This window comes from Archangium lipolyticum (assembly GCF_024623785.1).
Taxonomy (GTDB): Bacteria; Myxococcota; Myxococcia; order Myxococcales; family Myxococcaceae; genus Archangium; species Archangium lipolyticum.
On sequence record NZ_JANKBZ010000006.1, the window covers coordinates 149,078 to 173,912 of the forward strand.

General features: G+C 69.4%; 18 protein-coding genes. 5 read left to right on the forward strand and 13 right to left on the reverse strand.

Features of this window, described 5'->3' with window-relative positions:
* Positions 1-127: 127 nt before the first annotated feature.
* From NR810_RS15660 to NR810_RS15670, 3 genes are all read left to right on the forward strand, one after another.
* Positions 128-727 carry a MarR family winged helix-turn-helix transcriptional regulator gene (locus tag NR810_RS15660; RefSeq protein WP_257453410.1) on the forward strand — a complete coding sequence of 200 codons (600 nt, stop codon included), beginning with the start codon at positions 128-130 and terminating at the stop codon, positions 725-727.
* Between the two features lie 167 nt (positions 728-894).
* On the forward strand, positions 895-4,050 hold the full coding sequence (locus NR810_RS15665) for a DUF4175 family protein (RefSeq protein WP_257453411.1): 3,156 nt from the start codon (positions 895-897) through the stop codon (positions 4,048-4,050).
* Positions 4,050-5,831: a peptidase MA family metallohydrolase gene (locus NR810_RS15670; protein WP_257453654.1), complete on the forward strand. Its 1,782-nt coding sequence runs from the start codon at positions 4,050-4,052 to the stop codon at positions 5,829-5,831. Before NR810_RS15665 ends, NR810_RS15670 begins: the two co-directional genes overlap by 1 nt.
* Positions 5,832-5,849: 18 nt before the next feature.
* On the opposite strand, the gene NR810_RS15675 is transcribed toward NR810_RS15670, so the two are convergent.
* The 10 genes from NR810_RS15675 to NR810_RS15720 form a co-directional block, all read right to left on the reverse strand.
* Entirely contained in the window at positions 5,850-7,157 is a 1,308-nt protein-coding gene (locus NR810_RS15675; protein ID WP_257453412.1) for a UDP-glucose dehydrogenase family protein, read from the reverse strand.
* Positions 7,158-7,233: 76 nt separating this feature from the next.
* A complete protein-coding gene (locus NR810_RS15680) occupies positions 7,234-8,328 on the reverse strand; it encodes a CgeB family protein (RefSeq protein ID WP_257453413.1) in 1,095 nt (364 codons plus the stop codon).
* 3 nt (positions 8,329-8,331) lie between these two features.
* The gene (locus NR810_RS15685; protein WP_257453414.1) at positions 8,332-9,438 is read right to left on the reverse strand and encodes a CgeB family protein; all 1,107 of its coding nucleotides are present in this window, start codon (positions 9,436-9,438) and stop codon (positions 8,332-8,334) included.
* Positions 9,435-10,574, reverse strand: a complete 1,140-nt coding sequence (locus NR810_RS15690; RefSeq protein WP_257453415.1) for a CgeB family protein — start codon at positions 10,572-10,574, stop codon at positions 9,435-9,437. Before NR810_RS15690 ends, NR810_RS15685 begins: the two co-directional genes overlap by 4 nt.
* Positions 10,575-10,595: 21 nt before the next feature.
* A complete protein-coding gene (locus NR810_RS15695) occupies positions 10,596-11,756 on the reverse strand; it encodes a glycosyltransferase family 4 protein (protein WP_306818211.1) in 1,161 nt (386 codons plus the stop codon).
* Positions 11,737-12,846: an NAD-dependent epimerase/dehydratase family protein gene (locus tag NR810_RS15700; RefSeq protein WP_257453416.1), complete on the reverse strand. Its 1,110-nt coding sequence runs from the start codon at positions 12,844-12,846 to the stop codon at positions 11,737-11,739. The genes NR810_RS15695 and NR810_RS15700 overlap by 20 nt, the downstream gene beginning before the upstream one ends.
* Complete coding sequence (locus tag NR810_RS15705) at positions 12,843-13,964, reverse strand: NAD-dependent epimerase/dehydratase family protein (protein ID WP_257453417.1); 1,122 nt, start codon at positions 13,962-13,964, stop codon at positions 12,843-12,845. The genes NR810_RS15700 and NR810_RS15705 overlap by 4 nt, the downstream gene beginning before the upstream one ends.
* Before the next feature lie 295 nt (positions 13,965-14,259).
* Positions 14,260-16,071 carry an ABC transporter ATP-binding protein gene (locus tag NR810_RS15710; protein WP_257453418.1) on the reverse strand — a complete coding sequence of 604 codons (1,812 nt, stop codon included), beginning with the start codon at positions 16,069-16,071 and terminating at the stop codon, positions 14,260-14,262.
* A 143-nt stretch (positions 16,072-16,214) separates the two neighbouring features.
* Positions 16,215-17,201 (reverse strand): Gfo/Idh/MocA family protein, encoded by a 987-nt coding sequence (locus tag NR810_RS15715; RefSeq protein ID WP_257453419.1) that lies wholly within the window; start codon positions 17,199-17,201, stop codon positions 16,215-16,217.
* A gap of 20 nt (positions 17,202-17,221) precedes the next feature.
* Positions 17,222-18,229, reverse strand: a complete 1,008-nt coding sequence (locus tag NR810_RS15720) for an MDR/zinc-dependent alcohol dehydrogenase-like family protein (protein ID WP_257453420.1) — start codon at positions 18,227-18,229, stop codon at positions 17,222-17,224.
* A gap of 209 nt (positions 18,230-18,438) precedes the next feature.
* Here NR810_RS15720 and NR810_RS15725 point away from each other — a divergent pair, with 209 nt between their 5' ends.
* Positions 18,439-19,440 carry a UDP-glucuronic acid decarboxylase family protein gene (locus NR810_RS15725; RefSeq protein WP_257453421.1) on the forward strand — a complete coding sequence of 334 codons (1,002 nt, stop codon included), beginning with the start codon at positions 18,439-18,441 and terminating at the stop codon, positions 19,438-19,440.
* 9 nt (positions 19,441-19,449) lie between these two features.
* On the opposite strand, the gene NR810_RS15730 is transcribed toward NR810_RS15725, so the two are convergent.
* Positions 19,450-21,135 carry a cellulase family glycosylhydrolase gene (locus NR810_RS15730; protein WP_257453422.1) on the reverse strand — a complete coding sequence of 562 codons (1,686 nt, stop codon included), beginning with the start codon at positions 21,133-21,135 and terminating at the stop codon, positions 19,450-19,452.
* A gap of 153 nt (positions 21,136-21,288) precedes the next feature.
* On the opposite strand from NR810_RS15730, the gene NR810_RS15735 reads away from it, so the two are divergent.
* Positions 21,289-23,058: a hypothetical protein gene (locus tag NR810_RS15735; protein ID WP_257453423.1), complete on the forward strand. Its 1,770-nt coding sequence runs from the start codon at positions 21,289-21,291 to the stop codon at positions 23,056-23,058.
* 5 nt (positions 23,059-23,063) lie between these two features.
* Here NR810_RS15735 and NR810_RS15740 read toward each other — a convergent pair whose 3' ends face one another.
* Both NR810_RS15740 and NR810_RS15745 read right to left on the reverse strand, forming a co-directional pair.
* A complete protein-coding gene (locus tag NR810_RS15740) occupies positions 23,064-23,951 on the reverse strand; it encodes a glycoside hydrolase 5 family protein (protein ID WP_257453424.1) in 888 nt (295 codons plus the stop codon).
* Complete coding sequence (locus NR810_RS15745; protein WP_257453425.1) at positions 23,948-24,742, reverse strand: TIGR04290 family methyltransferase; 795 nt, start codon at positions 24,740-24,742, stop codon at positions 23,948-23,950. Before NR810_RS15745 ends, NR810_RS15740 begins: the two co-directional genes overlap by 4 nt.
* Between the last annotated feature and the right edge of the window lie 93 nt (positions 24,743-24,835).

The following is a 24,835-nucleotide window of genomic DNA, read 5'->3' on the forward strand; positions in this document are numbered from 1 at the left end:
ACCTGGCGCTTAGGGGAGGCGTGCAGTCAGGGCAGTGGATTTTCCGGGCAGGTAGGACGCGGACTTACTACCTGTCCAGAGGATGAGACGGGCGACAGCAGAGTAGAAGTTGGAGGACACTGTAGAAATGAAGCCAATCGACGAGGCCGGCCAGCCGTCCTCCACGGACAAGAACAAGGAACCGCAGCAGCTGGGTGAGGTGCTGGAGTTCATGCGATTGCTGTGGGCCGTGGATCATGGCCTGCAGTCGACCTCGAAGCGAATGGAGGCCACGCTGGGCCTGACGGGCCCGCAGCGGCTGGTGCTCCGGCTGGTGGGACGTTTCCCCGGCATCACCGCGGGACGGCTGGCGCAGATACTCCACGTGCACCCCAGCACCCTCACGGGCGTCCTCAAGCGGATGGAGAAGCGGGGGCTGCTCGAGCGCAAGTCCGACCCGCTCGACGGGCGCAAGGCGCTCTTCGCGCTCACGGAGTCGGGCCGGGCGATGGACGTGCCCGCCACCGGCACCGTGGAGGCGGCCGTGCAGCGGGCGTTGGCCCGCCTGCCACGCGCGCGCCTCTCCGCCGCCCAGGAGGTGCTCGCCACGCTCGCCGAGGAGCTGGGCTCCGGTGACGCCCCGCTCGACAATCCCACCGGTCGCGCCTCGCACGGCAACAACGACGAGGCCCCGCCGGCCACGGCGGACGGAGAGGGCTCCACCTCGGCCAAGAGCGCCACCCGCTGAACCCTCCGCGCTCGGGCCGCCGCCCAAGCTTCCACCGGCCGACAACCGGCGGGAGAAGCAACCCGCCTGGAAACCAGGGGGACGCGCCGCGCTCTCCGTCCTGCTACAGATTTGGGAAATAGGTGGCCCGGCCATGGGTTGCCACACGACCGAGCGGACGTGACAGCGTGAATCTCGAATCCCCGCAGACCCCAGGCCCGGAGCTCTCCCCTCCGCCTCCCCCACCGCCTTCCGCCCCGCCGCGGGAGCCCCAGGAGGAGCCGCGCTCACAGGGCGTGGAGAAACTGCTCGCCGCCGTGCGTGCGCGCCAACGCCGCCACCTCTGGCTGCAGGGCGTGCTGCTGGGCCTGGCCACGCTCCTGGTGCTGGCGGTGGCCGGCGGCTTCCTGGCGCTCGCCTCCCCGGCACTCGGCCGTTGGGTGATGTTCCTGTCCCCGGTGGCGGGCGCGCTCGTGGCCGGTGCCTTCGGCGTGGGACTCTCGCTGCGCACCGTGGGGGATGACCTCCGCACCGCGCGCCTCATCGGCGAGCGCCGGCCGGAGCTGTCCCTGGACGTGCTCGCCGCGGTGGAGCTGTCGCGCGAGCGCGTCGGCCAGTCCCAGCACTCGGCGGACCTCGCGGACGCCTTCCTGCGGCAGATGGACCTGCGCGCGGAGCAGGTGGACGTGGGCACGGTGGTGGACCGCAAGCGCCTCGAGCACGCGGGGCTCGCGCTGGGCGGCGTGGTGCTGGTGCTGGCGGTGGTGCTGGGCCTGGCGGGCTCGCACTGGCGCGTGGGCTTCACCAAGGCGCTCGAGTCCGCCAGCCGCATGGCCGCGGCCGAGGTGCGCGAGCCCATCACCGGCGACATCGAGCTGACGTACCGCTACCCGGCGTACACGGGGCTCGCCCCGCGCACCGTGCCGGGCACCAATGGCGAGGTGAGCGCTCCGGCGGGCACCGAGGTGCAGCTCAAGACGCGCTCGGACCGCGAGGTGGAGCGCGCGGAGCTGGTCGTCAACGGAGAGACGCTGCCGCTCACCGTGGAGGGCAAGAGGGAGCTGACGGGCTCCTTCGTGGCGAAGAAGGCGGGCAACTACCACTTCGTCTTCTACGACAAGGGCCGCTCGCCCATCGCCACGGGGCCGGACATCCCGCTCAACGTGGAGGCGGACGCCAACCCCCAGGTGAGTCTGCTCACGCCCGCGGCGGAGATCGAAATCGACCCGGGCCAGAAGGTGACGCTCAAGTACGAGGCCAGTGACGACTACGGGCTCAGCGGCCTGGCGCTCGTCTTCCGGACTCCGGGCGCGAAGGAGGAGACGCGCATCCCGCTGCCCCGGGAGGACAGCCGGCGCGCGCGCAACACGTACACGTGGGACCTGGGGACGTTGAAGGTGCAGGCGGGGGATCGCATCTCCTACTACGTCGAGGCGAAGGACAACGACGCGGTGGCGGGCGCCAAGCGGGGCGTCAGCCGCACCCAGGTGCTGCGCATCTACAGCGCCGCCGAGCACCGCCGCGCCGCCCTGGAGAAGGCCGAGGCCCTCTGGGGCCGCATGGTGGACCACCTGGCGGACCGGCTGGAGGGCCCGGACCGGGAGCGGACGAAGGACGCGCAGAAGGTGGCGTCGGCGCAGTCGGTGGACACCGCGGGCCTGACGCTGGTGGGAGACATGCGCGCGCTCGCCCAGGAGCTCAACCGCGAGCGGGACGTCCCCGGGGAGCTCGTCACCGCGCTCGTCAACATCGCCGAGACGCTGGGCCAGAAGGTGCGCGCCACCTCGGACTTCCGGCGCATCTACCTGCGCACCCAGGCGCGCCGGCCCAGTGGCGACGACTTCGGCACCGGGGCCCGCCTGGGCGCGCTGGTGAACGAGGAGATCACCGAGCTGGAGAAGGACATCCTCTACCTGGAGTCCCTGCTGGACCGGCAGAAGCTGGAGGCGCTGCAGGAGCTGGCCAAGCAGCTGGCGGCCGAGCGGCGCGAGCTGGCCAACCTCATCGAGCAGTACAAGCAGAACCCGGACGAGCAGGTACGCGAGCAGGTGATGCAGCAGATTCAAGAGGTGCGCAACCGCATCGATGAGCTGATGCAGCGCATGTCCGAGATGCGCCAGGGCATCCGCGACGAGCACCTCAACGCCGAGGCCCTTCAGGAGATGATGAAGGACCAGGACATGCAGAGCGCGCTCGACGACGTGGAGCGGCTCATGCGCGAGGGGAAGACGGACGAGGCGCTCGCCAAGCTGCAGGAGCTGTCCATGCAGATGGACGAGATGCTCAACGGCCTGAACGAGGCGCAGGACGAGTTCGGCGACGCGCAGCACCCGGAGCTGGCGCAGAAGTTCGGCCAGTTCATGGATGACCTGGAGAAGACGGCACAGGAGCAGCAGCGCGTGGCGGACGCCACCAAGGCGCTGCGGGACCAGGCGCGCAAGCAGAACAAGGACCGGCTGTCCGAGCGCGGCAAGGCGATGAAGGACGAGCTGCAGCGCCAGCTGGAGCAGGTGCAGAAGAGCTACCAGGAGCTGCGGCCCGAGGATTTGAGCAGCCGGGCCTCGCAGCCGCTGGAGAAGGCGCAGGCGGAGCTGGAGAACGCGAGGAACGCGCTGAAGGTGGACGACTACGACCTGGCGGCCGAGTCGGCGCAGCGGGCCTCGGAGGCGGCGCAGCAGCTGTCCAGCTTCGGCGAGCAGCAGCGGGCGCTGGACGAGCTGTACGGCAATCCGGAGGACGTGCGGAGACAGTCGGCGCGGCTGGCGGAGGAGCTGGAGAAGGACGCGAAGACGGTGGAGGACGTGAACCGCAAGCTGCAATCCCTCTTCCCGCCGCCGGGCTCGCAGATGAGCCAGCAGGAGCGGCAGCAGTTGCAGCAACTGGCCCAGCAGCAGCAGGAGCTGGAGCAGAAGGCGAAGGGCCTGCGCCAGCAGATGGAGGAGATGGAGCAGATGGCGCCCCTGTTCGGCCAGGAGGCGGGGGACCAGATGGAGCAGATTGGCGAGCGGATGGGCGAGGCGGCGCAGCGGATGCAGGGCAAGGACGCGAACCGGGGCTACGGGGAGCAGCAGGCGGCGCTGGAGGGGCTGAAGCAATTCCAGCAGCAGATGAAGGAGAGCCAGCGGAAGGGGGGCAAGGGGCGAGGACTGCCGATGCCGATGGGGATGGGAGGAAAGCGGGAGGGCAACGGACACGACCCGCGGGACAAGGTGGAGATTCCGGACGAGGAGGCCTACCAGGCGCCGAAGGAGTTCCGGAAGGATCTGCTGGACGCGATGAAGCAGGGGGCGCCGGAGAAGTACCGGGATCAGGTGAAGCGCTACTACGAGGAGCTGGTCAAGTGATGACCCGGGTTGCGAGCACCTTCTCCCCCTGGGAGAGGGCCGGGGTGAGGGTCTTCACCGTCGTCCTCTCCGTGTTCCTCGCCACGAGCGCGTACGCCCAGGACGCGCTGAAGAGCGAGGCGAAGGAGCGGCTGGGGAAGGTGGAGAAGTCGCTGGACGACTGGGACGTGCCGGGAGCGCGGAGGGAGCTGCAGGCGCTGGAAGGCATCGTCCCGGAGGACGTCGAGCCGCTCAAATACTTCCAGGGGCGGGTGGCCTTCGAGGAGGGGCGCTACCAGGAGGCGGTGGAGCTGCTGCGGGGAGCCAACATCGAGGACAAGCCGGGCAGCTACCTGCGGCTGGCGAAGGAAACGCGCGACATCGTGAAGGACCACGCGCGAGCGGAGAGCGAGCACTTCATCTTCTACTACCCGAAGGGGAAGGACGAGGTGCTGGTGCCCTACGCGCTGGAAACGCTGGAGGCCATCCACCGGGCGCTGGCGGAGGACCTGGGATACCGGCCGGCGGGGAAGATCCGCGTGGAGGTGGTGAACAACGCGCGAGAGCTGTCGAAGGTGAGCACGCTCACCTACCAGCAGATTCAAACGACGGGAACCATCGCCATCTGCAAGTTCAACAAGCTGATGGTGACGAGCCCCAAGGCGGTGGCGAGGGGGTACGACTGGCAGGACACGCTGGCGCACGAGTACGTGCACCTGGTGGTGAGCCAGATGAGCCACAACACGGTGCCCATCTGGCTGCACGAGGGACTGGCGAAGTTCCTGGAGTCGCGCTGGCGGGGCAAGCCGGGACAGGCGATGACGCCGTCGATGCTGGCGCTGCTGGGCCGGCGGGTGAAGGACGACAAGCTCATCCCGTTCGAGAAGATGCACCCGTCCATCGCGATGCTGCCCACGGCGGAGGACGCGGCCACGGCGTTCGCCGAGGTCTTCTACGCCATCGACTACGTGTACACGACGCAGGGCAACAAGGGCCTGCGGGAGATCATCCTCGGGCTGAAGGATGGCAAGCAGGACAAGAAGGCGGTGGAGGGGGCCACGGGCATGCCCTTCGGCCTGTTCGAGAAGTCCTGGCTGGCGCACATCAAGAAGCAGTCCTTCCCCACGGAGCTGCTGCCTCGCGAGGAGGTGGTGCTCAAGGAGAACGCGAAGGAGAAGGACGAGAAGAAGAAGGGGCGGGAGATCTCCTTCGGGGACTTCGCGGAGGTGACGGAGGTGCCGGCGCGCAAGTTCGCGCACCTGGGCGAGCTGATGCGCGAGCGCAACCGCATCAAGGCGGCGGCCGAGGAGTACGCCAAGGCGCACAAGCTGGTGGGCGACAAGTACGAGTCGGTGTCCAACAAGTACGCGCTGGCGCTGCTGGAGCTGCGGCGGCTGGACGAGGCGGAGCAGGTGCTGCGCGGCTCGCTGCGCGTGCACCCGGGCTCGCCGAGCACCAACGTGCACCTGGGCCGCATCTACCTGTTCCGCAAGGACTACCCGAAGGCCAAGCAGTCCTACATGGAGGCCCTGGCGTCGGACCCGTTCGACCCCGAAATCCACCTGGCGCTCATGCGCATCCACGGGGCGCTGGGTGAGACGGCGCTCGTCACGCGCACGAAGGCGGCGAGCGTGGTGCTCACCGGCCTCAAGGCCGAGGACGTGGACCGCGTCGCCCGCGAGTTCCTCAACCAGGACTCGGAGCTGGTCGAGGGTGAGGACTTCACCCAGGGCGGCGGCAAGAACGGCGCCCCTCCCAAGGCACCCGCGGCGGCTCCCGCGAAGGACGGTGGAGCCCGGTAGTGGAGAAGCTCCCGGTCCTCAGGACTGGCCGCGGCCGATGCCGAAGTACGTGAAGCCCTCTTCGCGCGCGCGCCTCGGATCGAACACGTTGCGGCCATCGAAGATGACCGGGCTCTTCATCAGGGCCTTGAGACGGTTCATGTCCGGGTGGCGGAACTCGTTCCACTCCGTCACCAGGAAGAGCCCGTCGACGCCCTCCGCCGCGTCGTAGCAGGTCGGTGCGTAGAGCACGCGATCGCCGAAGATGCGCCGCGCCACCTCCGCCGCCACCGGGTCATGGCACTGCACGCGCGCGCCCTTGCCCAGCAGCCCCTCGATGAGCTCCACCGAGGGCGCCTCGCGCATGTCGTCCGTCTTCGGCTTGAAGGACAGGCCCCACACCGCGAAGGTGCGGTTGGACAGGTCTCCGCCGTAGTGCTTCAGGGCCTTGGTGAGCAGGCAGCGCTTCTGCCGCGCGTTGGTGTTCTCCACGGCGCGCAGCAGGTCGAACTCCAACCCCGAGTCCCGGGCGGTGGCCATCAGCGCCTTCACGTCCTTGGGGAAGCAGCTGCCGCCATACCCGATGCCCGGGTACAGGAACGAGTAGCCGATGCGCTTGTCCGAGCCCATGCCCTTGCGGACCATCTCCGCGTCCGCCCCCACGCGCTCGCACAGCGCGGCGATGTCATTCATGAACGAGATGCGCGTGGCGAGCATCGCGTTGGCCGCGTACTTCGTCAGCTCGGCCGAGCGCGGATCCATGAAGAGGATGGGGTTCTCCGTGCGGACGAAGGGCGCGTACAGCTCACCCATGATCTTCCGGGCCCGCTCGGAGTTGGTGCCGATGACCACCCGGTCCGGCTTGAGGAAGTCCTCGAGCGCCGCGCCCTCCTTGAGGAACTCGGGGTTGGACACCACGTCGAACTCGTACTCGGTGTTGCGGGCGACGGCGGCGGCCACCATGTCCGCGGTGCCCACCGGCACCGTGCTCTTGTCCACGATGACGGTGTAGTGGCGCAGCGCCTGGCCGATCTGCTCGGCGGCATTGAGCACGTACTGGAGGTCCGCGCGTCCCGTCTCGCCCTCCGGCGTGCCCACGGCGATGAACACCACCTGCGACGGCCCCACCGCGGCCTTCAGGTCCTGGGTGAAGTGCAGCCGCCGCGCGGCGATGTTGCGGTGGACCAGCTCCTCGAGGCCCGGCTCGTAGATGGGAATCTGGCCGTTGCGCAGCGCCTGGATCTTCTTCGGGTCCACGTCGATGCAGGTGACGTCGTGGCCCGACTCGGCGAAGCAGGTGCCCGCAACCAACCCCACATACCCCGTCCCAATGACCGCGATCTTCATGAGTCCCGCCTCTCGTCCTCAGCGCCCGGGCGCCGCCGGCTCGCGGCGGGCGCGCCCCTGATGTCCAGTCGAAGTCCTACGGTTTGCGTCCCGAGCTCACCGCCCGGGCGTACTCCTCCAAGGTCCTGGCCCGGTGCGCCGCCGTGTGCTCGGCCAGCACGCGCTCGCGTGCGCGTTGTCCCATGGCCTGGCGATCCGTGTCCGAGAGCTCCCGGAGGTAGCGCAGCGTCTCCTCGCCCGAGTGGGAGATGAGGATCTCCTCGCCTGGGACGAAGAGGGTGTCGAGCCCCGCCCACGGGTCACTGATGATGGGAACCGCGCATGCGGCGGCCTCGAAGAGGCGCACGCTGGGCGAGTACCCGGCGCGAACCATGTCCGCGCGGGTGACGTTGAGGGTGAAGCGCTGCGAATTGTAGAAGGCCGGGTGCTCGGGCGGAGCCAGGTGCTCCACGCGAGACACGTTGGAGGGCCACTGGATGGTGGCCGGGTACTGCGGCCCGGCGACGACGAAGCGGCCGGAGGACCACTCGCGCGCGGCGGCGAGCATCAACCGGTCCAGCACCGGCTGCCGGTCATCGCTGTACGTGCCCAGGTACCCGAGGTCCCAGAGCGGCTCGCGGCGCTGCGGCGAGTACAGCTCGGGGTCACAACTGCAGTAGAGCGGCCGGGCCGCCGGGGAGCCCAGCTCGCGCTCGATGCGCTCGAGCGTGGGCCCACCCGTGAAGGACAGATAGAGCTGGTAGCCCGGAATGAGCTCGGGCGACAGGTATTCGAAGTCCTTGCGCGCCAGCTTGGCCAGCGTCACGGGCGTGTCGATGTCGTAGAAGGCCGTGACGCCGCGAGCGGTGCGCTGCACCCAGGCGCCCACCTCCACGCCCTGGGGCACGTACGAACCCACGATGACCAGGTCCGCGCGCCGCACCTCGCTGGCGAACCGGTCCTTCAGGTCGTCCAGGCTCGAATAGAGCTCGGTGCGTCCGTAGGGCGGACGCGGCATGTCCCGGTTGGAGGCGTACCAGGGCACGTCGCGCTCGAGGAACAGCAGGTCATGCCCGTTGCGCACCAGCTCGCGCACCAGCCCGCGGTAGGTGGTGGCGTGCCCGTTCCCCCAGCTCGACGTGATGGACAGCCCGAGAATGACGATCCGCATCCGCTCCGTCTCCGTCTCCATGAATCAAGCCACCCGCTCGTGAGCGCCGCTCTTCTTGAATCCGAGCACCTCTTCCACCTTGGAGGCACGGTGCGCGTACGTGTGCTCGGCCAGCACGCGCCGCATCGCCGCCTGGCCGATGCGCCGGGAGTCGGGCTCCGTCAGCTTGCGCACGTGCTCGGCGACCTCCTCGCCCGAGTGCGCCACGAGGATTTCCCGTCCGGGCTCCAGGAACAGCTCCACGCCCTTGAAGGCGTCGGTGATGATGCAGGCGCCCGCGCCGGCGGCCTCGAACACGCGCGTGGCCGGCGAGAAGCCGAAGCGGGCCATGCTGTCGCGGTTGATGTTGAGCACCGCCCGCGCCGAGCAGTTCAGCGCGTTGTGGTCCTGCGTGTACACGTGGCCGAGGTACTTCACATTGGAGGGCAGCGAGCGGTCACCCCAGCCGCTGCCCCCGAGCAGGAAGCGCGACTGCGGCAGGAGCTCGGCGGCCCTGAGAAAGAAGGCCTCCACGCGTGCCTCGCGATCCGGCAGCCGGTTGCCCAGGAAGGCCAGGTCCCCCGAGAAGCGAGCATCCGCCGCCACCGGGTGGTGGGTGCTCGGATCCAACGCGTTGTAGATGGGCACGCACTCCTTCGCCCCGAGCGCGCGGTAGGCATTCACCACCGGCTCGCCACCGCCATAGGTGAGGATGTGGTCGTAGCGGGGGATGTGCGCCCGGAACGGGTCGTTCGGGTTCTTCTCCACGCGCTCGAGCGTGGCCGGTGCGTCCACGTCCCAGAACACCACCTGGCAGCCGGGGCGCTGGAGGTCGAGCACGCGGGCCTCGAGCAGCTCGTCGAAGACGCCGACGCCGCTGGCCTTCACCACCACGTCCGAGTCACTCGCCTCCTTCAGGCAGCGCTCGACGTCATCCGTGCCCTGGGCGGAGTAGACCACCACGCGCGCCCAATCCGGATCCGCCATGTCGCGGTGCTGCTGGCGCTCGTAGGCATCCGGCTCGTAGAAGGTCACCCGGTGCCCGAGGTCGTGCAGCGCCCGGATGATGCCACGGTAGTAGGTGGCCGCCCCGTTCCAGTAGGCCGAGACCAGACTGGAGCCGAAGAAGGCGATGCGAAGACCCTTGCTCATGCGGTGACCCTTTCCTGACCCATGGGGTTCAACTCGGTGGCACTCAGTCCCAGCGCCTGGCAGATGCGCAGCAGCTCGTTCACGCGGTGCGCGCAGGTGTGGCGTGCCAGCACCGTGCGCCGGCCGTGCCCGGCGATCTCCCGGCGCAGGCCCTCGTCGGAGAGCAGCGCCCGCAGGTGCTGCCGCATCTCCTGGCCGTCGTTGGCGACGAGGAAGTCACGTCCCGGTGTGAAGAGCCCCTCCGCGTCCGACCACGGCGCCGACACGAGCGGAAGGCCGCAGGCGAGCGCCTCGAACGGGCGGATGGTGGGGATGCCGGGCAGCGCCCGGGTGTAGGGCCGGCGCGGCACGTGGACCGTCACGCGCGCCTGGGCGAAGGCCACCGGCACGCGGTGGTTCGGCAGCCAACCGGCGAACTCGATGCCCGACTCGTCGAGCGCCGCCCGCGCGGTGTCCGGATAGCGCACGCCATGCACGCGCGCCTTCAGGCCCAGGTCCTTCACCGGGTCCAACAGGAACTCGTGGAGCTCCGCGGTGCGCTCGTCGTCACCCCAGTTGCCGACCCAGACGAGATCGCGCTCCTGCGCCACCTGCGGCCGCGGGCGGAAGACGCGCGCGTCGGCGGCCTCGTGCCAGGTCCACGCCCGGCGGGTCCAACCCTCGTCGAGGTAGATGCGCCGGATGACCTCGCCGAAGGCCAGCACCCCGTCGTAGTGGGCGAGCTCGTAGCGGGCCATCTCCTGCCGGGCACTCACGCTGCGGTGGTGTGTGTCATGGAAGAGCAGCCGGAAGGTGCCACCCGCCTTGCGCCGCTCGCCGATGCGCTTCACCAGCTCCGGGTCACTCCACTCGTGGACGATGACCACGTGGGCCCCGTCCAGCGCGAGATCCAGGTCCAGCGTCTCCAGCACGTAGCGCTCGGGCTTCACGCGCGGGTAGACGGTCCGCACCTCGTCCAGCACGGCCGCCCCACCGGGCTCGGCGAGCAGGTTCTGCAGGCTCCAGGCGTTCTCGGGCTCGAAGACGCGGACGTCATGGCCACGCACCGCGAGCTCCGTCACCACACCGCGCAGGAAGTGTGCGTTGCCGTGGTTCCAGTCCGACAGAAGGGAGTGACAGAAGAAGACGATACGCATCGGGGGTTGAGTCTCCGGTCGTCAGAAAGCGTGGAGCGCGGGAAGGGCCCGCTCCTCCTCGGGCCGCGCGCGGAGCGCGGCGTAGAGCTCCAGGTAGGCCTCCGCCATGCGGCGGGGCGTGAAGGTGAGTGCCCGCTCACGGGCCCGGGCGGCATGGCGCTCGCGCTCGGCGGGGTGCTCCATCAGGTCCCGCAGCACGGCGAGCAGTCCCTGGGAGTCGTCCGGGTCCACGAAGAGCGCGGCATCGCCCCACACCTCGCGCAGGCTCGGGATGTCTCCCAGCACCAGCGCGCACCCAGCGAGCGCGGCCTCCAGGATGGACAGGCCGAAGGGCTCGTAACGAGCGGGCAGCGCGTAGACCCCGGCCCGCGACATCCAGCCCGCGAGCTGCGCCGACGTGAGACGCCCGAGCGGCTCCACCTGACAGGTGCGCGCCGAGTCACCGCCTCCGGGGTGGTGCGTCTCGCCGGCCACCCGCACCGGGAACGGCAGCCACGGAGCGATCTTCTCCAGCGCCGCCAGGTTCTTGGCCTCGTCCCACAGGCGGCCCGCGGCGAGCACGAAGTCTTCCTTGGGTCCGGGCGGGAAGGACTCCGCCCGCCGTGCGTTGGCGATCACCCGCGTCGCGCGGAACGGACCATAGAGCCGCTCGGCGTCCGCGAGCATCGCCGCGCTGGGTGCCACCACGCATCCCGCCGCGCGCAAGCCCCGCGTCACCTCTTCGCGGTAGCGGGCATAACGGTCGGGGGCGGACTCCCCCTTCACGGCCTCCCACCACGACAGGACGCACGAGTGCGCCACCATCAGGGTCGGGGCCCGCCAGGGCAGATCGCCGTGGCAATAACCATTGAGGTGGATGAGGTCGGGCTCCAGCCGCGCTTCCAACTCGAGGAGCCACTTCCCGGCGGCGCGGACATCCTCCCAGGGGTCGTCCATCCACTCGAGCCGGTAGGTGCTCTCATGGATGGTGAGCCCCGGGACCTCCCGGGCCGAGGCCCATTGCCCGGGGGACAGCGGCGCCCCCATCGTCGCGAGCGCCACCTCCACCCCGTCCACCGCGAGCGCCCGGCACAGCTCGAGCGCGTACGTCCACACGCCACCCACCGTGTCGGCGGTCATCAACACCCGCCGCACGGGCGGCGTCGCGGCCATACGGCTCGAGCTAGCCCGCGAAGGCTTCAAGCGCATCTCCTCTGACGGGTGCATGACTCGCGCGCTCCTCGGCCAGTGTCTTCAGCCACGCGTACAGCCGGGTCACGCCCTGCTCGACGCCCACCTGCGGCGCCCAGCCGGTGGCCTCCTGGAACCTGCGGGTGTCGGAGACGTAGTAGCGCTGGTCTCCGGTGCGCCAGTCCTCGAAGCGGACCTCGGGGCGCCGCCCGGTGCGCTGCTCGATGAGGTCGAGCAGCTCCAGCAGGCTCACCGTCCGCTCCGGGCCACCGCCGATGTTGAAGGCCTGTCCCCGGAGCTTGTCGATGTTCGCCTGCGCCAGACGGAAGGCGCGCACCAGGTCCTCGACGAAGAGGATGTCGCGCACCTGCATGCCGTCGCCGTAGAGGGTGATCGGCTTGCCCTCGAGCGCGCGGATGAGGAAGTGCGCCACCCAGCCTTGATCCTCGGTGCCGAACTGCCGCGGGCCGTAGATGCAGCTCATCCGGAACACCGCGGTCTTCAGCCCGAAGGAGCGCCCGTAGTCGAGCACGTACTGGTCCGCGCACCCCTTGGAGCAGCCATACGGACTCTCGAAGTCGAGCGGGCACCGCTCGCTGATGCCGTGGGCACGCGTCTCCTCGTCCCTGGGCCCGTAGCGGCGGCCATCCTGGGCGAGCTCAAGCCCCGGCAATCCGCCGTACACCTTGTTGGTCGAGGTGAAGATCAGCGGCGCGGGATTGTCCATGGCCCGCAGGGCCTCCAGCACGTTGAGGGTGCCGCGCGCGTTGACCTCGAAGTCGTGCACCGGGCCCTCGAGGCTGGTGGTCACCGCCACCTGTGCCGCGAAGTGGAACACCTCCCCCGCGTCACGCACGGCGCCCCGCACCGCCACCTCGTCACGGATGTCCGCCACCACCACGTTGAGCAGCGACCCGTGACGCTCCTTGAGCCAGCGCAGGTTCCGCTCCACGCCAGCGCGAGACACGTTGTCGAACACCCGGACCAGGCGTCCATCGCTCAGGTACTGGTCCGCCACGTTGGAGCCGATGAAGCCCGCTCCACCGAAGATCACCACCGGTTTGTCGTGACCGTTCTTCCGACCTGATCGTGTCTTGCTCATACGGTCAGCCCTCGAGCCTCGAGCTCCGCCCTCGCCTCGGCCACTCGGTCCGTGGCCACCTGACCCTTCAGCCAGTCCGCCAGCTCCGCCAGCCCCTGCTGGAATTCGACCTGAGGCTCGTATCCCAGCACCTTGCGAGCCAGCGTGATGTCGGCGAAGCAGTGGCGGATGTCGCCCATCCGGTATTTGCCCGTCACCGCCGGCCGGATGTGTGGCTTGCCCATCACTTCGCCGATGGCGCGGGCCACCTCGCGCACCGTGACGGAGCGGCCGCTGCCGATGTTGAGCACGTGGCCGGGCGCGTCCTCGACCTCCATCGCCAGGCGGCAGGCGCGCGCCACGTCGTGCACGTTGACGAAGTCACGTTGCTGCATCCCGTCCTCGAAGATGAGCGGCGCGTTACCGTTGATGAGCCGCGAGGCGAAGATGGCGAGCACCCCGGTGTAGGGATTGGAGAGCGCCTGGCGCGGGCCGTAGACGTTGAAGAAGCGCAGCGCCACCGTGGGGATGTTGTAGGCCCGGCCGGTGATGAGGCACAGCCGCTCCTGGTCGTACTTGGACAGCGCGTAGACGGAGGAGAGCGCCGGCACCTTGGTCTCGGGCGTGGGCAGCGGCGCGAGCGCCTCGCCCTGAGCGCCCCTGAGCTCCCAGTCGCCGGACTGGAGCTGCTCCAGGGTGCGCTCCGTGCCAGGCACCAGGCGGCCGTCAGGCGTGCGGAACAGTCCCTCGCCGTAGACGCTCATGCTGGAGGCGACCACCAGCCGCTCCACCGGACGTTCGATGAGTGCTTCCATCAACACCGCGGTGCCGATGTTGTTCACCGAGGTGTAGTGCTCCACCTCGTACATGCTCTGGCCCACACCCACGGCCGCGGCGAAGTGGTAGACACAGTCCACGCCCTCGAGCGCGCGACGCACCGCCTCACGGTCGCGAACATCGCCAACCAGGAGCTCCACCTCGGGGTGCAGGTACTCCGGACGAGAGCGGCTCTCGCCATGGACCTGCGGCAGCAGTGCGTCCAGAGCCCTGACGCGGTACCCCTTCGAGATGAGCTCATCGGCCAGATGCGAACCAATGAAGCCCGCGCCTCCGGTGATGAGTACCTGCTTGCGCCTCATGTTCCCTCCCATCAACCGCCGCGTCGCGCGCGTTCCAGGTTTGTGAAGGTCAAGGAGCCAGCCGATGTGCGACGGCCCCGTCTTTCCGCAGGAAGAGTAAGCACCCCGCTGCCCGGCGGTACCCCTGGCCCGATGGATCCATCGCACTGTCGCGAAGCGCTCTCGCTCACGTGCGTGAGTCGTAGAACCCCGGTCCTAGCACTGGAGTGCAGGGTCTCTCGCGAACAGGCGAGCTGACCTGGAGAGTTGTTTTTTCAACCCGACCGCGAACGTTGGAAAGACGAAGGCCGGCGCTCTACGCCACCGCGGACGACGGATGCATCGGCTCGGGGAGCGACGGCAGCTCCGGCAGCAGCCCGCGCGTCTGACGTCGCACGAGCGAGGCGTAGTAGCCATCGAGCCGCATCAGCTCGGCATGGCGGCCCTGCTCGATGATCTGCCCGCCCTTGAGCACGAGGATGCGATCGGCGTCCACCACCGTGGACAGGCGGTGCGCGATGGCGAAGGTGGTGCGGCCCTTCATCAACTTGCCGAGCGCCTCCTGCACGAGCGCCTCGCTCTCCGCGTCGAGCGCGCTGGTGGGCTCGTCCAGGATGAGGATCGGCGGATTCTTGAGCAGCGAGCGCGCGATGGAGATGCGCTGGCGCTCGCCCGCGGACAGCCGGTTGCCGCGCTCGCCCACCAAGGTGTCGTAGCCCTGCGGCAGGCGCATGATGAAGTCGTGCGCGTGCGCGGCGCGGGCCACCGTCTCGATCTCCTCCATCGAGGCGTTCGGCCGCCCGTAGGCGATGTTGCTGCGCACGCTCTCGTTGAAGAGCAGTCCATCCTGCAGCACCACGCCGATGTGGCGCCGCAGCGACATCTGCTTGAGCGAGCGGATGTCCTTGCCGTCGATGCGCACCACGCCCTCGACCGGGTCGTAGAAGCGGCACAGCAGGCTCATCAGCGTCGTCTTCCCCGCCCCGCTCGGCCCCACCAGGGCGATCGTCTCGCCCTGCTTCACCTTCAGGTCGATGCCATTGATGAGCGGCTTGTTGGGACCCGAGGACGACGGGTAGGCGAAGTGGATGTTCTCGAACTCCACCTCACCGCGCAGGTCGGTGACCTCGACGGCGTCCGGGGCATCACCCAGGTGATCCTGCGCATCCAGGATGGAGAAGACCTGGTTGATGGCCACCGAGGCGGTCCGCAGCGTCTTGTACACGCCGCTCAAGCCCTGCACCGGCCCGAAGAGACCGCCGATGTAGCCGAGGAACGCCACCAGGGTACCGGCGGTGATCTGCCCGCGCATCACGAGCACCCCGCCAAAACCGAGCGACGCCACGCGCGCGATGAGCACCACGAGGTTCTGGGTCGCCCCCACGGTCGCGTCGAAGGCCACGCCGCGCGTCACGACGGAGTTGGCCTCGCGCACGTCATGCAGGAAGCGCTGCTTCTCGCGCTCCTCCATGGCGAAGCTCTTCACCGTCACGATGCCGGAGAGGACCTCGTTGAAGCGGGCGTAGATCTTCGTCCAGCGATCCATGAGCGTCTGCTCGCGCAGGGTCTGCTTGGGCGCGGCCCGGCGGGCGATCAGCACCGGGATGGGCGCGAACGCCAGCGCGAGCAGGGCCAGGCGCCAGTCCAGCCGGAACATGATGACCACGGAGAGGATGAGGTACGTGGCGGCCGGGATGACGTTGAAGGCCAGCTCGGTGATGGCGCCCACGAAGCCCTGCATGCCGCGATCGAGCTTCGTCATGATCGCGCCCACGCCCTCCTCGCGGTGGAAGCTGAGCGGGAGGCGGTGGAGGCGCGTGACGGTGGCCTCGTTGAGGGAGAAGTGCACGGCGATGCGCGTGCGCCAGGTGAGCCAGTTGGACGTGGCCCCGAGCCCCTCGCGTGCCAGGCCGATGAGCACCATCGCTCCCACTCCGAGGAACACGGACTTCCAGGCGCCCCCCGACCCGAGCTGGTCGAAGATGTGCTTGAGCACCAGCGGCTCCATCGCGCTCAGGCACGCGGAGGTCAGGACGAGGCTCAGGATGGTGATGACCGCGCGCCGGTGGGGGCGGAGGTAGCTCATCGCCCGCCACAGTGCGCCACGAGAGACGGAAGGAGTCTGCATGGTCGCGACACCAACGCTCGCGACTTTTCTTCCCTTCCATCCGCACCCCGCGTACGGGCGAGCGGCATACGGCCGTCAACGGGACGCAATCCCGGACGAGTGGCCGCCCGCCCGCTGGAAGGCGGGCAGGCGGCGACGGACGATCAGCCGTAGATGCTGTCGAGCGCGGAGGCGACCTGGATGAGCCGCTCGGACTCCGGATCGAAGCGCGCACCATGGGACAGGCGGGTGGCCCAGTCCACGGCGGCCCGGCCGCCCCAGGCATCCGGAGGATCCGCGAGGCGCTCGCGCGAGGTGCCCCAGAAGAGGTCCGCCGTGAAGTCGTAGAACGAGCCGTTCACGTTGCGGAACGCCGCGCCGCCCTGGGTGCCATAGAAGGACGCCTCGATGACGGCATCGCACCCGGCGGGCAGCTTCCAGGAGCACGCCAGCTGCACGGAGGTGCCGGTGGCGAGCTCCAACTGCGCGGCGGCGAAGTCCTCGACGGCCTCCCCCCGCTTCTGGAGGGGGCGGCCCTGCGTGAAGAGCTGGCTCGACACGCGCCGGACCTCGGGGAAGCCCAGCACCCAGAGCGCCAGGTCGACCAGGTGGATGCCCAGGTCCATCACGCACCCGCCGCCCGCGAGCTTCGGGTCGTAGAACCACGCCTTGTCCGGCCCGTAAGCGTTGTGGAAGACGAGGTTCACCGCGTAGATGTCACCCAGCGCGCCGCCCACGATGCGCTCGCGCAGCTGCCGCATGCCGGTGGTGAAGCGGTAGCTGAGGTCCACGCCCAGCAGCCGGTCCGCCGCGCGCGCGGCATCCACCACGCGCTTCACCTCCTCGGCCGAGCGTCCGAGCGGCTTCTGGCAGAACACCGCCAGGCCCCGCTCCAGCGCGCGCACGGACTGCTCCGCGTGGAACGCACTGGGCGTGGCGATGACGATGCCGTCCAGCCCCATCTCGAGCAGCGCGTCGAGGGAGTCCGCCCGCTCGCTCCCCGGCGCGAGCTTCTGGGCCTCCTCGGCCGCCGCTGGCACCGGATCCGACACGGCCGCCACCTCGACCGTCTCGCTGCGGGCGATGGCCTCCATGCGGTTGCGGCCGATCCACCCCACGCCGAGGAAGCCAATCCTGGGACGGGGGGACACCTTCTGAATCGTCTGTCGGTTCATAGCGTGATGATCGCCTTGAGGAAGCCGTCGGGACGCGTGCGCATCGCCTCGAAGGCCTGGTTGAGCTCGTCCAACCCGAAGCGGTGGGTGAAGAGCGGGAAGGGATCCAGCCTGCCGGAGGCCACCTCGTCGACCGCGAGCCGGATGCCCTCCACGTAGACCTTGGGGTCGCGCTCGTGGGCGTTGATGACGTCCAGCCCGCGCCAGTTCCACAGCCACATGTTCACCTGGCGCGGCCCATCCTGGTGGTAGCCCGCGACGATGAGCTTGCCGCGCTCGCGCGTGAGCTCGCCGGCCAGGTCGAGCGGCCACTGCTCGCCGACCACCTCGATGACGCGCTCGCAGAAGGCGCCATTCGTGAGCGACTTCACGCGATCGATGATCTTGTGGTGGTCATCCATGGGGATGCACTCGGCGGCGCCGTACGCGCGGGCCAGCTCGAGCGCGTAGGGCCGGCGGGTGATGGCGATGACGCGCGCCCCGGCGTTGGTGGCCAGCCGCGTCAGCAGCGCACCGAGGAAGCCGATGCCGATGATGGCCACCGTCTGCCCGGGCTGGATGTCGCTGCGGCGGAAGATGTTCATCGCGCAGCCGAGCGGCTCACCCGGGAAGGGCTTTCCGGCGAGCGAGGGCGGCAGCAGCACCGCCGAGTCCGTGTTCACCACGTCGTACTCGGCATAGGCGGCCGACGACAGGGTGGCCACGCGATCGCCCACCTTGAAGCCGGTGACACCGCTGCCCACCGCGTCCACCACGCCCCAACCCTCGTGGCCGGGCGCCCCGGGCTGCATTGGATACTTGAACCACTCGCGGCCCTCCCAGACGGGGAGGTTGGAGCCACACAGCCCGCAGCCCTCGAGCTTCACGCGCACGGTGCCGGGACCCGGCTCGGGCCGCGCCACGCGCTCGACCCGCGCCCCTTTGGGTCCCGCGATCACCGCCGCCTGCATCAGGGCGTTCGACACCGCCGCGCCGCCTCCGGCGCCGCTCGTTCGCGCATCCATCCTCGTTGCCTCCGCTACACCTGGGTGTGAGTGAGGATGCGAAGTGTGGTCGAGCCTGCGTCCGGACAAGCGCCCCCGAGTGGCCCCATGCTTCAGTCGTGAACCGATGAATGCCGCCGCTGACGCCTGGCGGACGGGGTCGGCGTCCGGGGCGTCGAGGACTCAACGCGGGCCTTCCAGGGCCGGCGATGCATTCACAATTTCCAGGAATGAATCCAATCAGCGGAAAGCGGATCATCGTCCTGGGCGGAGCGGGGTTCCTGGGCTCCCACCTGTGTGAGCGGTTGCTCACCGAAGGCGCGTCGGAGGTGGTGAGCATCGACAACTTCATCACGGGTGACGCGCGCAACCACGCAGAGCTCCGGAAGAGCCCGCGCTTCGTGTCCCTGCACCACGACATCACCGAGCCGTTCTCCTTCGATGGCCCGGTGGACTTCGTCTTCAACATGGCCTCGCCGGCCTCGCCCATCGACTACGCGCAGCTGCCCATCGAGACGCTGCGGGTGGGCTCCCTCGGCACCGAGAATGGCCTCCGGCTGGCGCAGGCCAAGGGCGCGGTGTTCCTCCAGGCCTCCACGTCGGAGATCTACGGAGACCCGCTGGTGCACCCGCAGCGCGAGGAGTACTGGGGCAACGTGAATCCCATCGGCCCGCGCTCCTGTTACGACGAGGCCAAGCGCTACGGAGAGGCCATCGTGGCGGCGTACCGGCGCGCGCACAAGGTCCGCACCCGCGTCGTCCGCATCTTCAACACCTACGGGCCGCGCATGCGCCTCAATGATGGACGCGTGGTGCCCGCCTTCGTGGGGCAGGCGCTCCGGGGCGAGGACTTCACCGTCTTCGGGGACGGGAGCCAGACGCGCTCGTTCTGCTACGTGTCGGATCTCATCGACGGCATCGTGCGCCTGGCGGTGTCGGACGTGGAGGAGCCCGTCAACATCGGCAACCCGCGCGAGATGACCATCCTCCAGTTCGCCGAGGCGGTGCGCGCGGCCATGGGCGGAGGCAGCCGCATCACCTTCCAACCCCTGCCCAAGGACGACCCCAAGCAGCGCCAGCCCGACATCACCCGGGCACGCCAGCTGCTCGGCTGGGAGCCCCGGGTGTCACTCGAGGACGGTCTCCGGGAGACCATCGCGTACTTCCGCCGGCTGACCGGGCAGCCCTCGCGCGAGCCCCACACGCTCGTGGACGCGGGCCCGGCCGTCTGACGGCGGGCGTCAGGGCAGGGCCTCCAGCACTCCGGCCACGTGCCTCACGAAGGAAGGCAGCCGCAGCAGGAGCCCCTCCTGCTGCGCCGTCAGCTCCTCCGAGTGGAGCTGCTCGCCCGTCACGTCGTTCCACCAGGTGACGCGGTACTTCCCGGAGGGAACGGCCATCCGCACCGTGGCGCCCTCCACCGGAGAGCCGTAGCCCTTCTTCGCGCCCATCACCCAGAGCGCCCAATGGCCGGAGCGTCCGAGCACCCAGGCCCGGGTGCCCTCGGGCATCGCGGGCGGAGCGGGCTGGGGAGAGAGCGCCGGCGCCAGTGACAGCCTCGACAGGAAGTCCGACAGCACCCGGAAGTGGCGGCCCCGCTCGGGCGTCATCAGCACGTCCGAGTCGGGGGTGAACGGCGGCGCACTGTGCGCCAGCACGCCCGCACCCGAGAAGGTCGCGCTCCAGATGCCCACGTGCGTGTGGTCGAACGTCTTGGGGTCATCGCCGCCGTAGCCGAACTCGCCGCAGAGGATGGGCTTGTCGTAGCCCCAGCTCTCGGCCACCTTGCGCGAGAACTCAGCCGCCAGCGCGTGCACCTCGTAGTACTCCTTGCCGTAGAGGTGCCACTGCAGCAGGTCGTTCTGGCGGCTCGCGTACCAGGGGCGCTCGTCGCCGTCCTCGTTCCAGTGCAGCCCCACCGAGCCCACCGTGACGAGGTGGCCGTACGGATCCGCGGCATGCCACCTCGCCGCCAGCTCCTCGGCCCAGGCCATCCACGTCTCCTCGCCGTTCTTGCCGTCCCACTCCGGTTCGTTGAGCAGGTCGATGGCGAGCAGGTTCGGCGAGTAGCCGTACCGGTCGAGCACATAGCGCAGCTTGCGCTCGGCCAGCTCCGGCCGCTCGAAGAACTCCTGGGGCGTGCTGGCGGCGCCGCCCCGCGCGGTGCTGTGCGGGTTGTCCTCCCAGCTCTTCCACGTCTCGCCCGGCGTGAAGCCCACCGCGAAGAGCGTGAGGATGACGTAGATGCCGTGCCGCTCGGCGGCCTCCAGGATGGCGTCGTACTGCGCCGCCACCTCGGGGTCGAAGCGCCCCGCCTGCGTCTCGAGGCACCCGGGCTGCGGCCCTGGCTTCGGCTCCTCCCGCTCGCAGTCGGTGAAGATGAAGATGCGCAGGGTGTTCATTCCGTTGCTGGCCATGTAGGCCACGTACTCGGGCGCCGGGAGCTGGTTGTAGTTCCACGACGGGTCGTAGACGTTGAAGCGGTTCTCCCCGAGCGGAAGAAAGACCTTCCCGTCCTCCCACGCGAGCTGGTGCGAGGAGGCGCTGCTCCGGTGCACGAAGCCCCGTCCCTGGCCCGGCCGCACCCGGAAGCCACCGGCGGACACCTCGCGCGGGCCCGAGCCCCCATCGGCACGGACGACGTACCGGTACTCTCCCGTCTCTCGCGGCGTGAAGCGCACGCGGAAGCCTCCCCCGGCAACGGCGAAGCCTCCCACGCTCACCTCCTTCCCGGAGGGAGCGGTGAAGCGGGCCTCGATGGTCACATCGTCCGGGTGCCGGGTGTGCTCCGGCAGGACGAAGGACACCTCGAAGCGGTAGAGACGCTCCACCTCGGGGAGCGCGCTTCGAGAGGCGGAGGACGTTCGTGGCCCGGCACAGGCCACCAGGGCCAGGAGCACGAGCGGCGCCAGTGAACGAAAGGACATAACTGCTCCCCAGGGCGGCGGATCTCGGTGGCAGTCTGCCCATGGCGAGCGGCCATGCGGGCGCCCGGTACCTCGGAGTGCGTGCCGCAGGACACAGCCTCCCTCCAGAGGTGAGGCCCCCTATCTTCTTCCGTCAAGGGGGAGACGACTCCAATGCTCGTCTATGGAGACCATGCGCGCGAAGTACGGCCAGCCGAGGTGCTCGCGTCTCTTCGTGAACGCTTGCTCCAGGTAGGCGTCATGCCTCCGGGGCTCGGCCGCCATGCGGCACTGGTGGGCCTGCTCATCGAAGCGGGAGAGCTCGCGCAGGGCGTGCTCGACGCGGACTTCGCCGAGCGGCACCAGGACACGCTCAGTCCCCTTCACGAGGCATGTCTCGCGTTCCCCATGGCCCTTGCGCGCGCTGTCCGGGACTCCTACCGGAGCGGCTTCTCGCGCTACACCCCCGTGCCCCACGAGGTGCTCGCCACGCTCGAGAGCCAGGCGCTCCCGGAGCGGGTGACCATCAAGGTCCCCGAGGGCTACGCGTACTACGCGCTCTACCCGGAGCTGTACCTGGAGGCCGCGAGCGCGCTCCAATTCCTGCCGCGCCCGCCGCTGGTGATTGGCATCCGCAGCATCGGAACGGGGCTGGCGTGTGTGGTCGCGGCCGCGGCGGACTCCCCGGTTCCACCCCTCACCATCCGGCCTGGAGGCCACCCCTTCCAGCGCACCCTCAGCCTCTCGCCCGAATTCGAGCGCGAGCTCCTGGCCCGCGCGAGCGAGGCGCACGTCGCCATCGTGGACGAGGGCCCGGGGATGTCGGGCAGCTCGTTCGGAGCGGTGGCGGACTTCCTGGAGGAACACGGTGTCCCACGGGAGCGCCTGCTCTTCTTCCCGAGTCACGCGGGGGAGCTCGGGCCCGCGGCCAGCGAGCGCCACCGGACGCGCTGGGCCCAGGCACGCCGGTACACGGCCGACTTCGACCCGGAGCCCCTCCTCTCCTGGGTCGAGGATCTCACCGGCTCCGCCTACGGCCCGATCGTGGACGTGGGCGGCGGCGGCTGGCGTCACAAGGTCTTCCCCGACGAGCGGGCCTGGCCCGCGGTCCACATCCAACAGGAGCGGCGCAAGTACCTCGTGCTGGCCGAGCGCGGCACGTTCCTGCTCAAGTTCGCCGGCCTCGGGGCTCATGGCGAGCGGCGCCTGGCACGTGCGCGCCAGCTCGCGGACGCCAGCCTCGCGCCTCCCGTCGAGGGGCTCCGGCACGGCTTCCTCGTCCAGCGGTGGCTCGAGGGCGCCCGGCCCCTTCCGATGTCACGGGGATTGGAGCGCGCGGAGCTGATGACGCGCGTGGGCGCCTACCTCGGCTTCCGTGCCCGCCGGTTCCTCGCGGAGCCCGGGCGGGGCGCCTCCCCCGCGAAGCTGTTGGAGATGGCGCGCTACAACACCGCTCAGGTGCTGGGTGACGGGTACGCCGGAGCGCTCGACGTCTGGGCCTCGCGCCTCGACCGGCTCTCCACCGAGGTGCGCCCGGTGGAGACGGACAACAAGCTCCACGCCTGGGAGTGGTTGCTGCTCACGGACGGACGGCTGCTCAAGGCGGACGCGGTGGACCATCACGATGCCCATGACCTAGTGGGCTGCCAGGACGTGGCCTGGGACGTGGTGGGCGCCGCCGTGGAGCTCGGGCTGGACGCGGCCGAGCAGGACATCCTCGCCGAGTACGTGGCACGCGCGAGCGGCCGCGCGGTCAGCCCCCGGCTCATGGACTTCTACCGGCCGTGCTACCTGGCCTTCCAGCTGGGCCACCACGTGATGGCGGCCTCCGCGCTGGAGGTGCTCGTCCCGGCGGAGGCCGCGCGGTTGCGCCGGGCCGCGGAGCACTACACCACGCTGCTCCGCGAGCACCTCGACGCCCCCGCGCGTCCCTTCGAGGTGTGAAGGGCCTACTTCGCGTAGCGGCGCGTCATGCGCGCGCAGAAGTCGGCGAACTCCTCGATGTTCCGGGGCGGGCTCGTGTGGTGGTCGTTGATGCCGCACGAGCCCGGAGTGAAGCAGTACGTCAGCGTCACGTCGAAGTCCTCGAGCAGGCTCATCTGCCGGTCGAACCAGGCCTCGTAGTTGGGCCGGTGGCTGTCCGCCCAGCTCAGGCCCGTGCGCAGCTTCTTCACGCCCAGCTTCTTGAGCCACGCCACCGCGGACTCCAGCCGGTGGTCCTCGAAGTGGAACCACTGGCAGATGCCCATCTCCGGCGTGTAGTCGGCGAAGTGGCGCATCGCGCGCTTGGGCGTACCGTCCTCCTTGAGCAGGCCCATGTAGAAGTGCCGGTAGTACGACGAGCCCTCCGCCTCGCGGTGGCGCGTGGTCGCCGGCCACGCCTTCGGCAGGTCATAGAGGCTGTACCAGTGGACGCGGTCCACCTTGCCCAGCAGCAGCTCCGCGGTGCGCCGCAGGCCGAACTCCTGCACCTCCTCGGCGCCGAAGGTGGAGACGCCCACCTCGGTGACCCAGACCGGGTGGCGGGAGGCGGCGCGGATCTCCGCGATACGATCCGGCCACTCGTGGATCTGCCAGTGGTTCCAGTCGAGCGGGAAGCCGTGCACCGCCACGACGTCCACCTCTTCCAGCGCGCCCTGATCGCTCATCCGGCGCACGAAGGCGGGGTCGATGGGCGAGATGCCACCCAGCACGCGCGTGAGCTTTGGGTTCTCCGAGCGCACCGCCTCACCGGCCAGGCGCACCATGCGCGAGAAGATGCTCCAGTCCTTGTCGATCCCAAAGTCCCAGTGGGACATGTTGTTGGGCTCGTTCCACAGCTTCACCGCTTCAATCATTGAATGGTCTCCGGGTGGGCAACGGTGGTCTCGACGGAGCGGCTCGGGTAGGCCGCGCCCCATTTTCCTGCACGCCTTCCGCGTCGGCAGACGTAGACCTCGCGCGCGGGCCGCTCGAGGATTTCGAACCCCGCCGAGCGCAGCATCGCCTCGGTGCACGCCCGGTTGGGCGCCCACCAGTTGGTCCAGTCCCCCGCGTACTCCTGCTCGATGAAGTGCATCTTCGGGTAGTCCGGCCGGTCGAAGATGTCGCGCTCGGTGATGGGGTAGTCCGGCTCCAACTGGCCCACCTCGTCACTGCCACGCTCCAGCGTCTGGAAGATGAGCAGGTCCTTCACGACGTGCTCATAGAGCAGATCCAACGCCAGCAGCGGGTGGCGCAGGTGGTAGAGCACGCCCATGAAGAGGACGACGTCGAACTTCTCGTTCAGCGCGCCCACCTCGTAGACGTCCATCTTGCGCAGCTCCACGTCCGCCCCCACCACCTGGGTGGCGAAGCGGGCCTGGGCCAGGTAGCGCTCATCGTGGTCGATGCCCACCACCCGGGCCGCGCCGCGGCGCTTCATCTCGATGCTGTAGAAGCCCCCGTTGCAGCCGATATCCAGCACCGACTTGCCCTTCAGGTCCTGGGGAATGGCGTGCTGGAAGGTCTTCCAGAAGACGCTGGGGAAGTTGCCCAGGAAGTGCCGGGGCGCCGTCTTCACACCCTTCAGGTCCAGGTTGTGGAACCACTCACCCAACGAGCGCACCCGCTGCTCGATCTGCTCGGTCGTCATCTCCGCTGGAGCCATTGGCACCTCGGCAGGCAGAACTTCCGCGCAGGGTGAGCAGCACCGCCGGACTTTCCAAGGCGTCTCTGGATACACAACCTGGTCGTCGTCGGA

Coding starts and splice junctions, on each gene's coding strand:
- NR810_RS15685 (WP_257453414.1), bottom strand. CDS start 9,438: ATGAGCAAGGGTCTTCGCATCGCCTTCTTCGGCTCCAGTCTGGTCTCG.
- NR810_RS15675 (WP_257453412.1), bottom strand. CDS start 7,157: ATGAAGATCGCGGTCATTGGGACGGGGTATGTGGGGTTGGTTGCGGGC.
- NR810_RS15720 (WP_257453420.1), bottom strand. CDS start 18,229: ATGGATGCGCGAACGAGCGGCGCCGGAGGCGGCGCGGCGGTGTCGAAC.
- NR810_RS15725 (WP_257453421.1), top strand. CDS start 18,439: ATGAATCCAATCAGCGGAAAGCGGATCATCGTCCTGGGCGGAGCGGGG.
- NR810_RS15710 (WP_257453418.1), bottom strand. CDS start 16,071: ATGCAGACTCCTTCCGTCTCTCGTGGCGCACTGTGGCGGGCGATGAGC.
- NR810_RS15680 (WP_257453413.1), bottom strand. CDS start 8,328: ATGGAGACGGAGACGGAGCGGATGCGGATCGTCATTCTCGGGCTGTCC.
- NR810_RS15735 (WP_257453423.1), top strand. CDS start 21,289: ATGCTCGTCTATGGAGACCATGCGCGCGAAGTACGGCCAGCCGAGGTG.
- NR810_RS15705 (WP_257453417.1), bottom strand. CDS start 13,964: ATGAGGCGCAAGCAGGTACTCATCACCGGAGGCGCGGGCTTCATTGGT.
- NR810_RS15740 (WP_257453424.1), bottom strand. CDS start 23,951: ATGATTGAAGCGGTGAAGCTGTGGAACGAGCCCAACAACATGTCCCAC.
- NR810_RS15660 (WP_257453410.1), top strand. CDS start 128: ATGAAGCCAATCGACGAGGCCGGCCAGCCGTCCTCCACGGACAAGAAC.
- NR810_RS15745 (WP_257453425.1), bottom strand. CDS start 24,742: ATGGCTCCAGCGGAGATGACGACCGAGCAGATCGAGCAGCGGGTGCGC.
- NR810_RS15690 (WP_257453415.1), bottom strand. CDS start 10,574: ATGCGTATCGTCTTCTTCTGTCACTCCCTTCTGTCGGACTGGAACCAC.
- NR810_RS15670 (WP_257453654.1), top strand. CDS start 4,050: ATGACCCGGGTTGCGAGCACCTTCTCCCCCTGGGAGAGGGCCGGGGTG.
- NR810_RS15730 (WP_257453422.1), bottom strand. CDS start 21,135: ATGTCCTTTCGTTCACTGGCGCCGCTCGTGCTCCTGGCCCTGGTGGCC.
- NR810_RS15700 (WP_257453416.1), bottom strand. CDS start 12,846: ATGAGCAAGACACGATCAGGTCGGAAGAACGGTCACGACAAACCGGTG.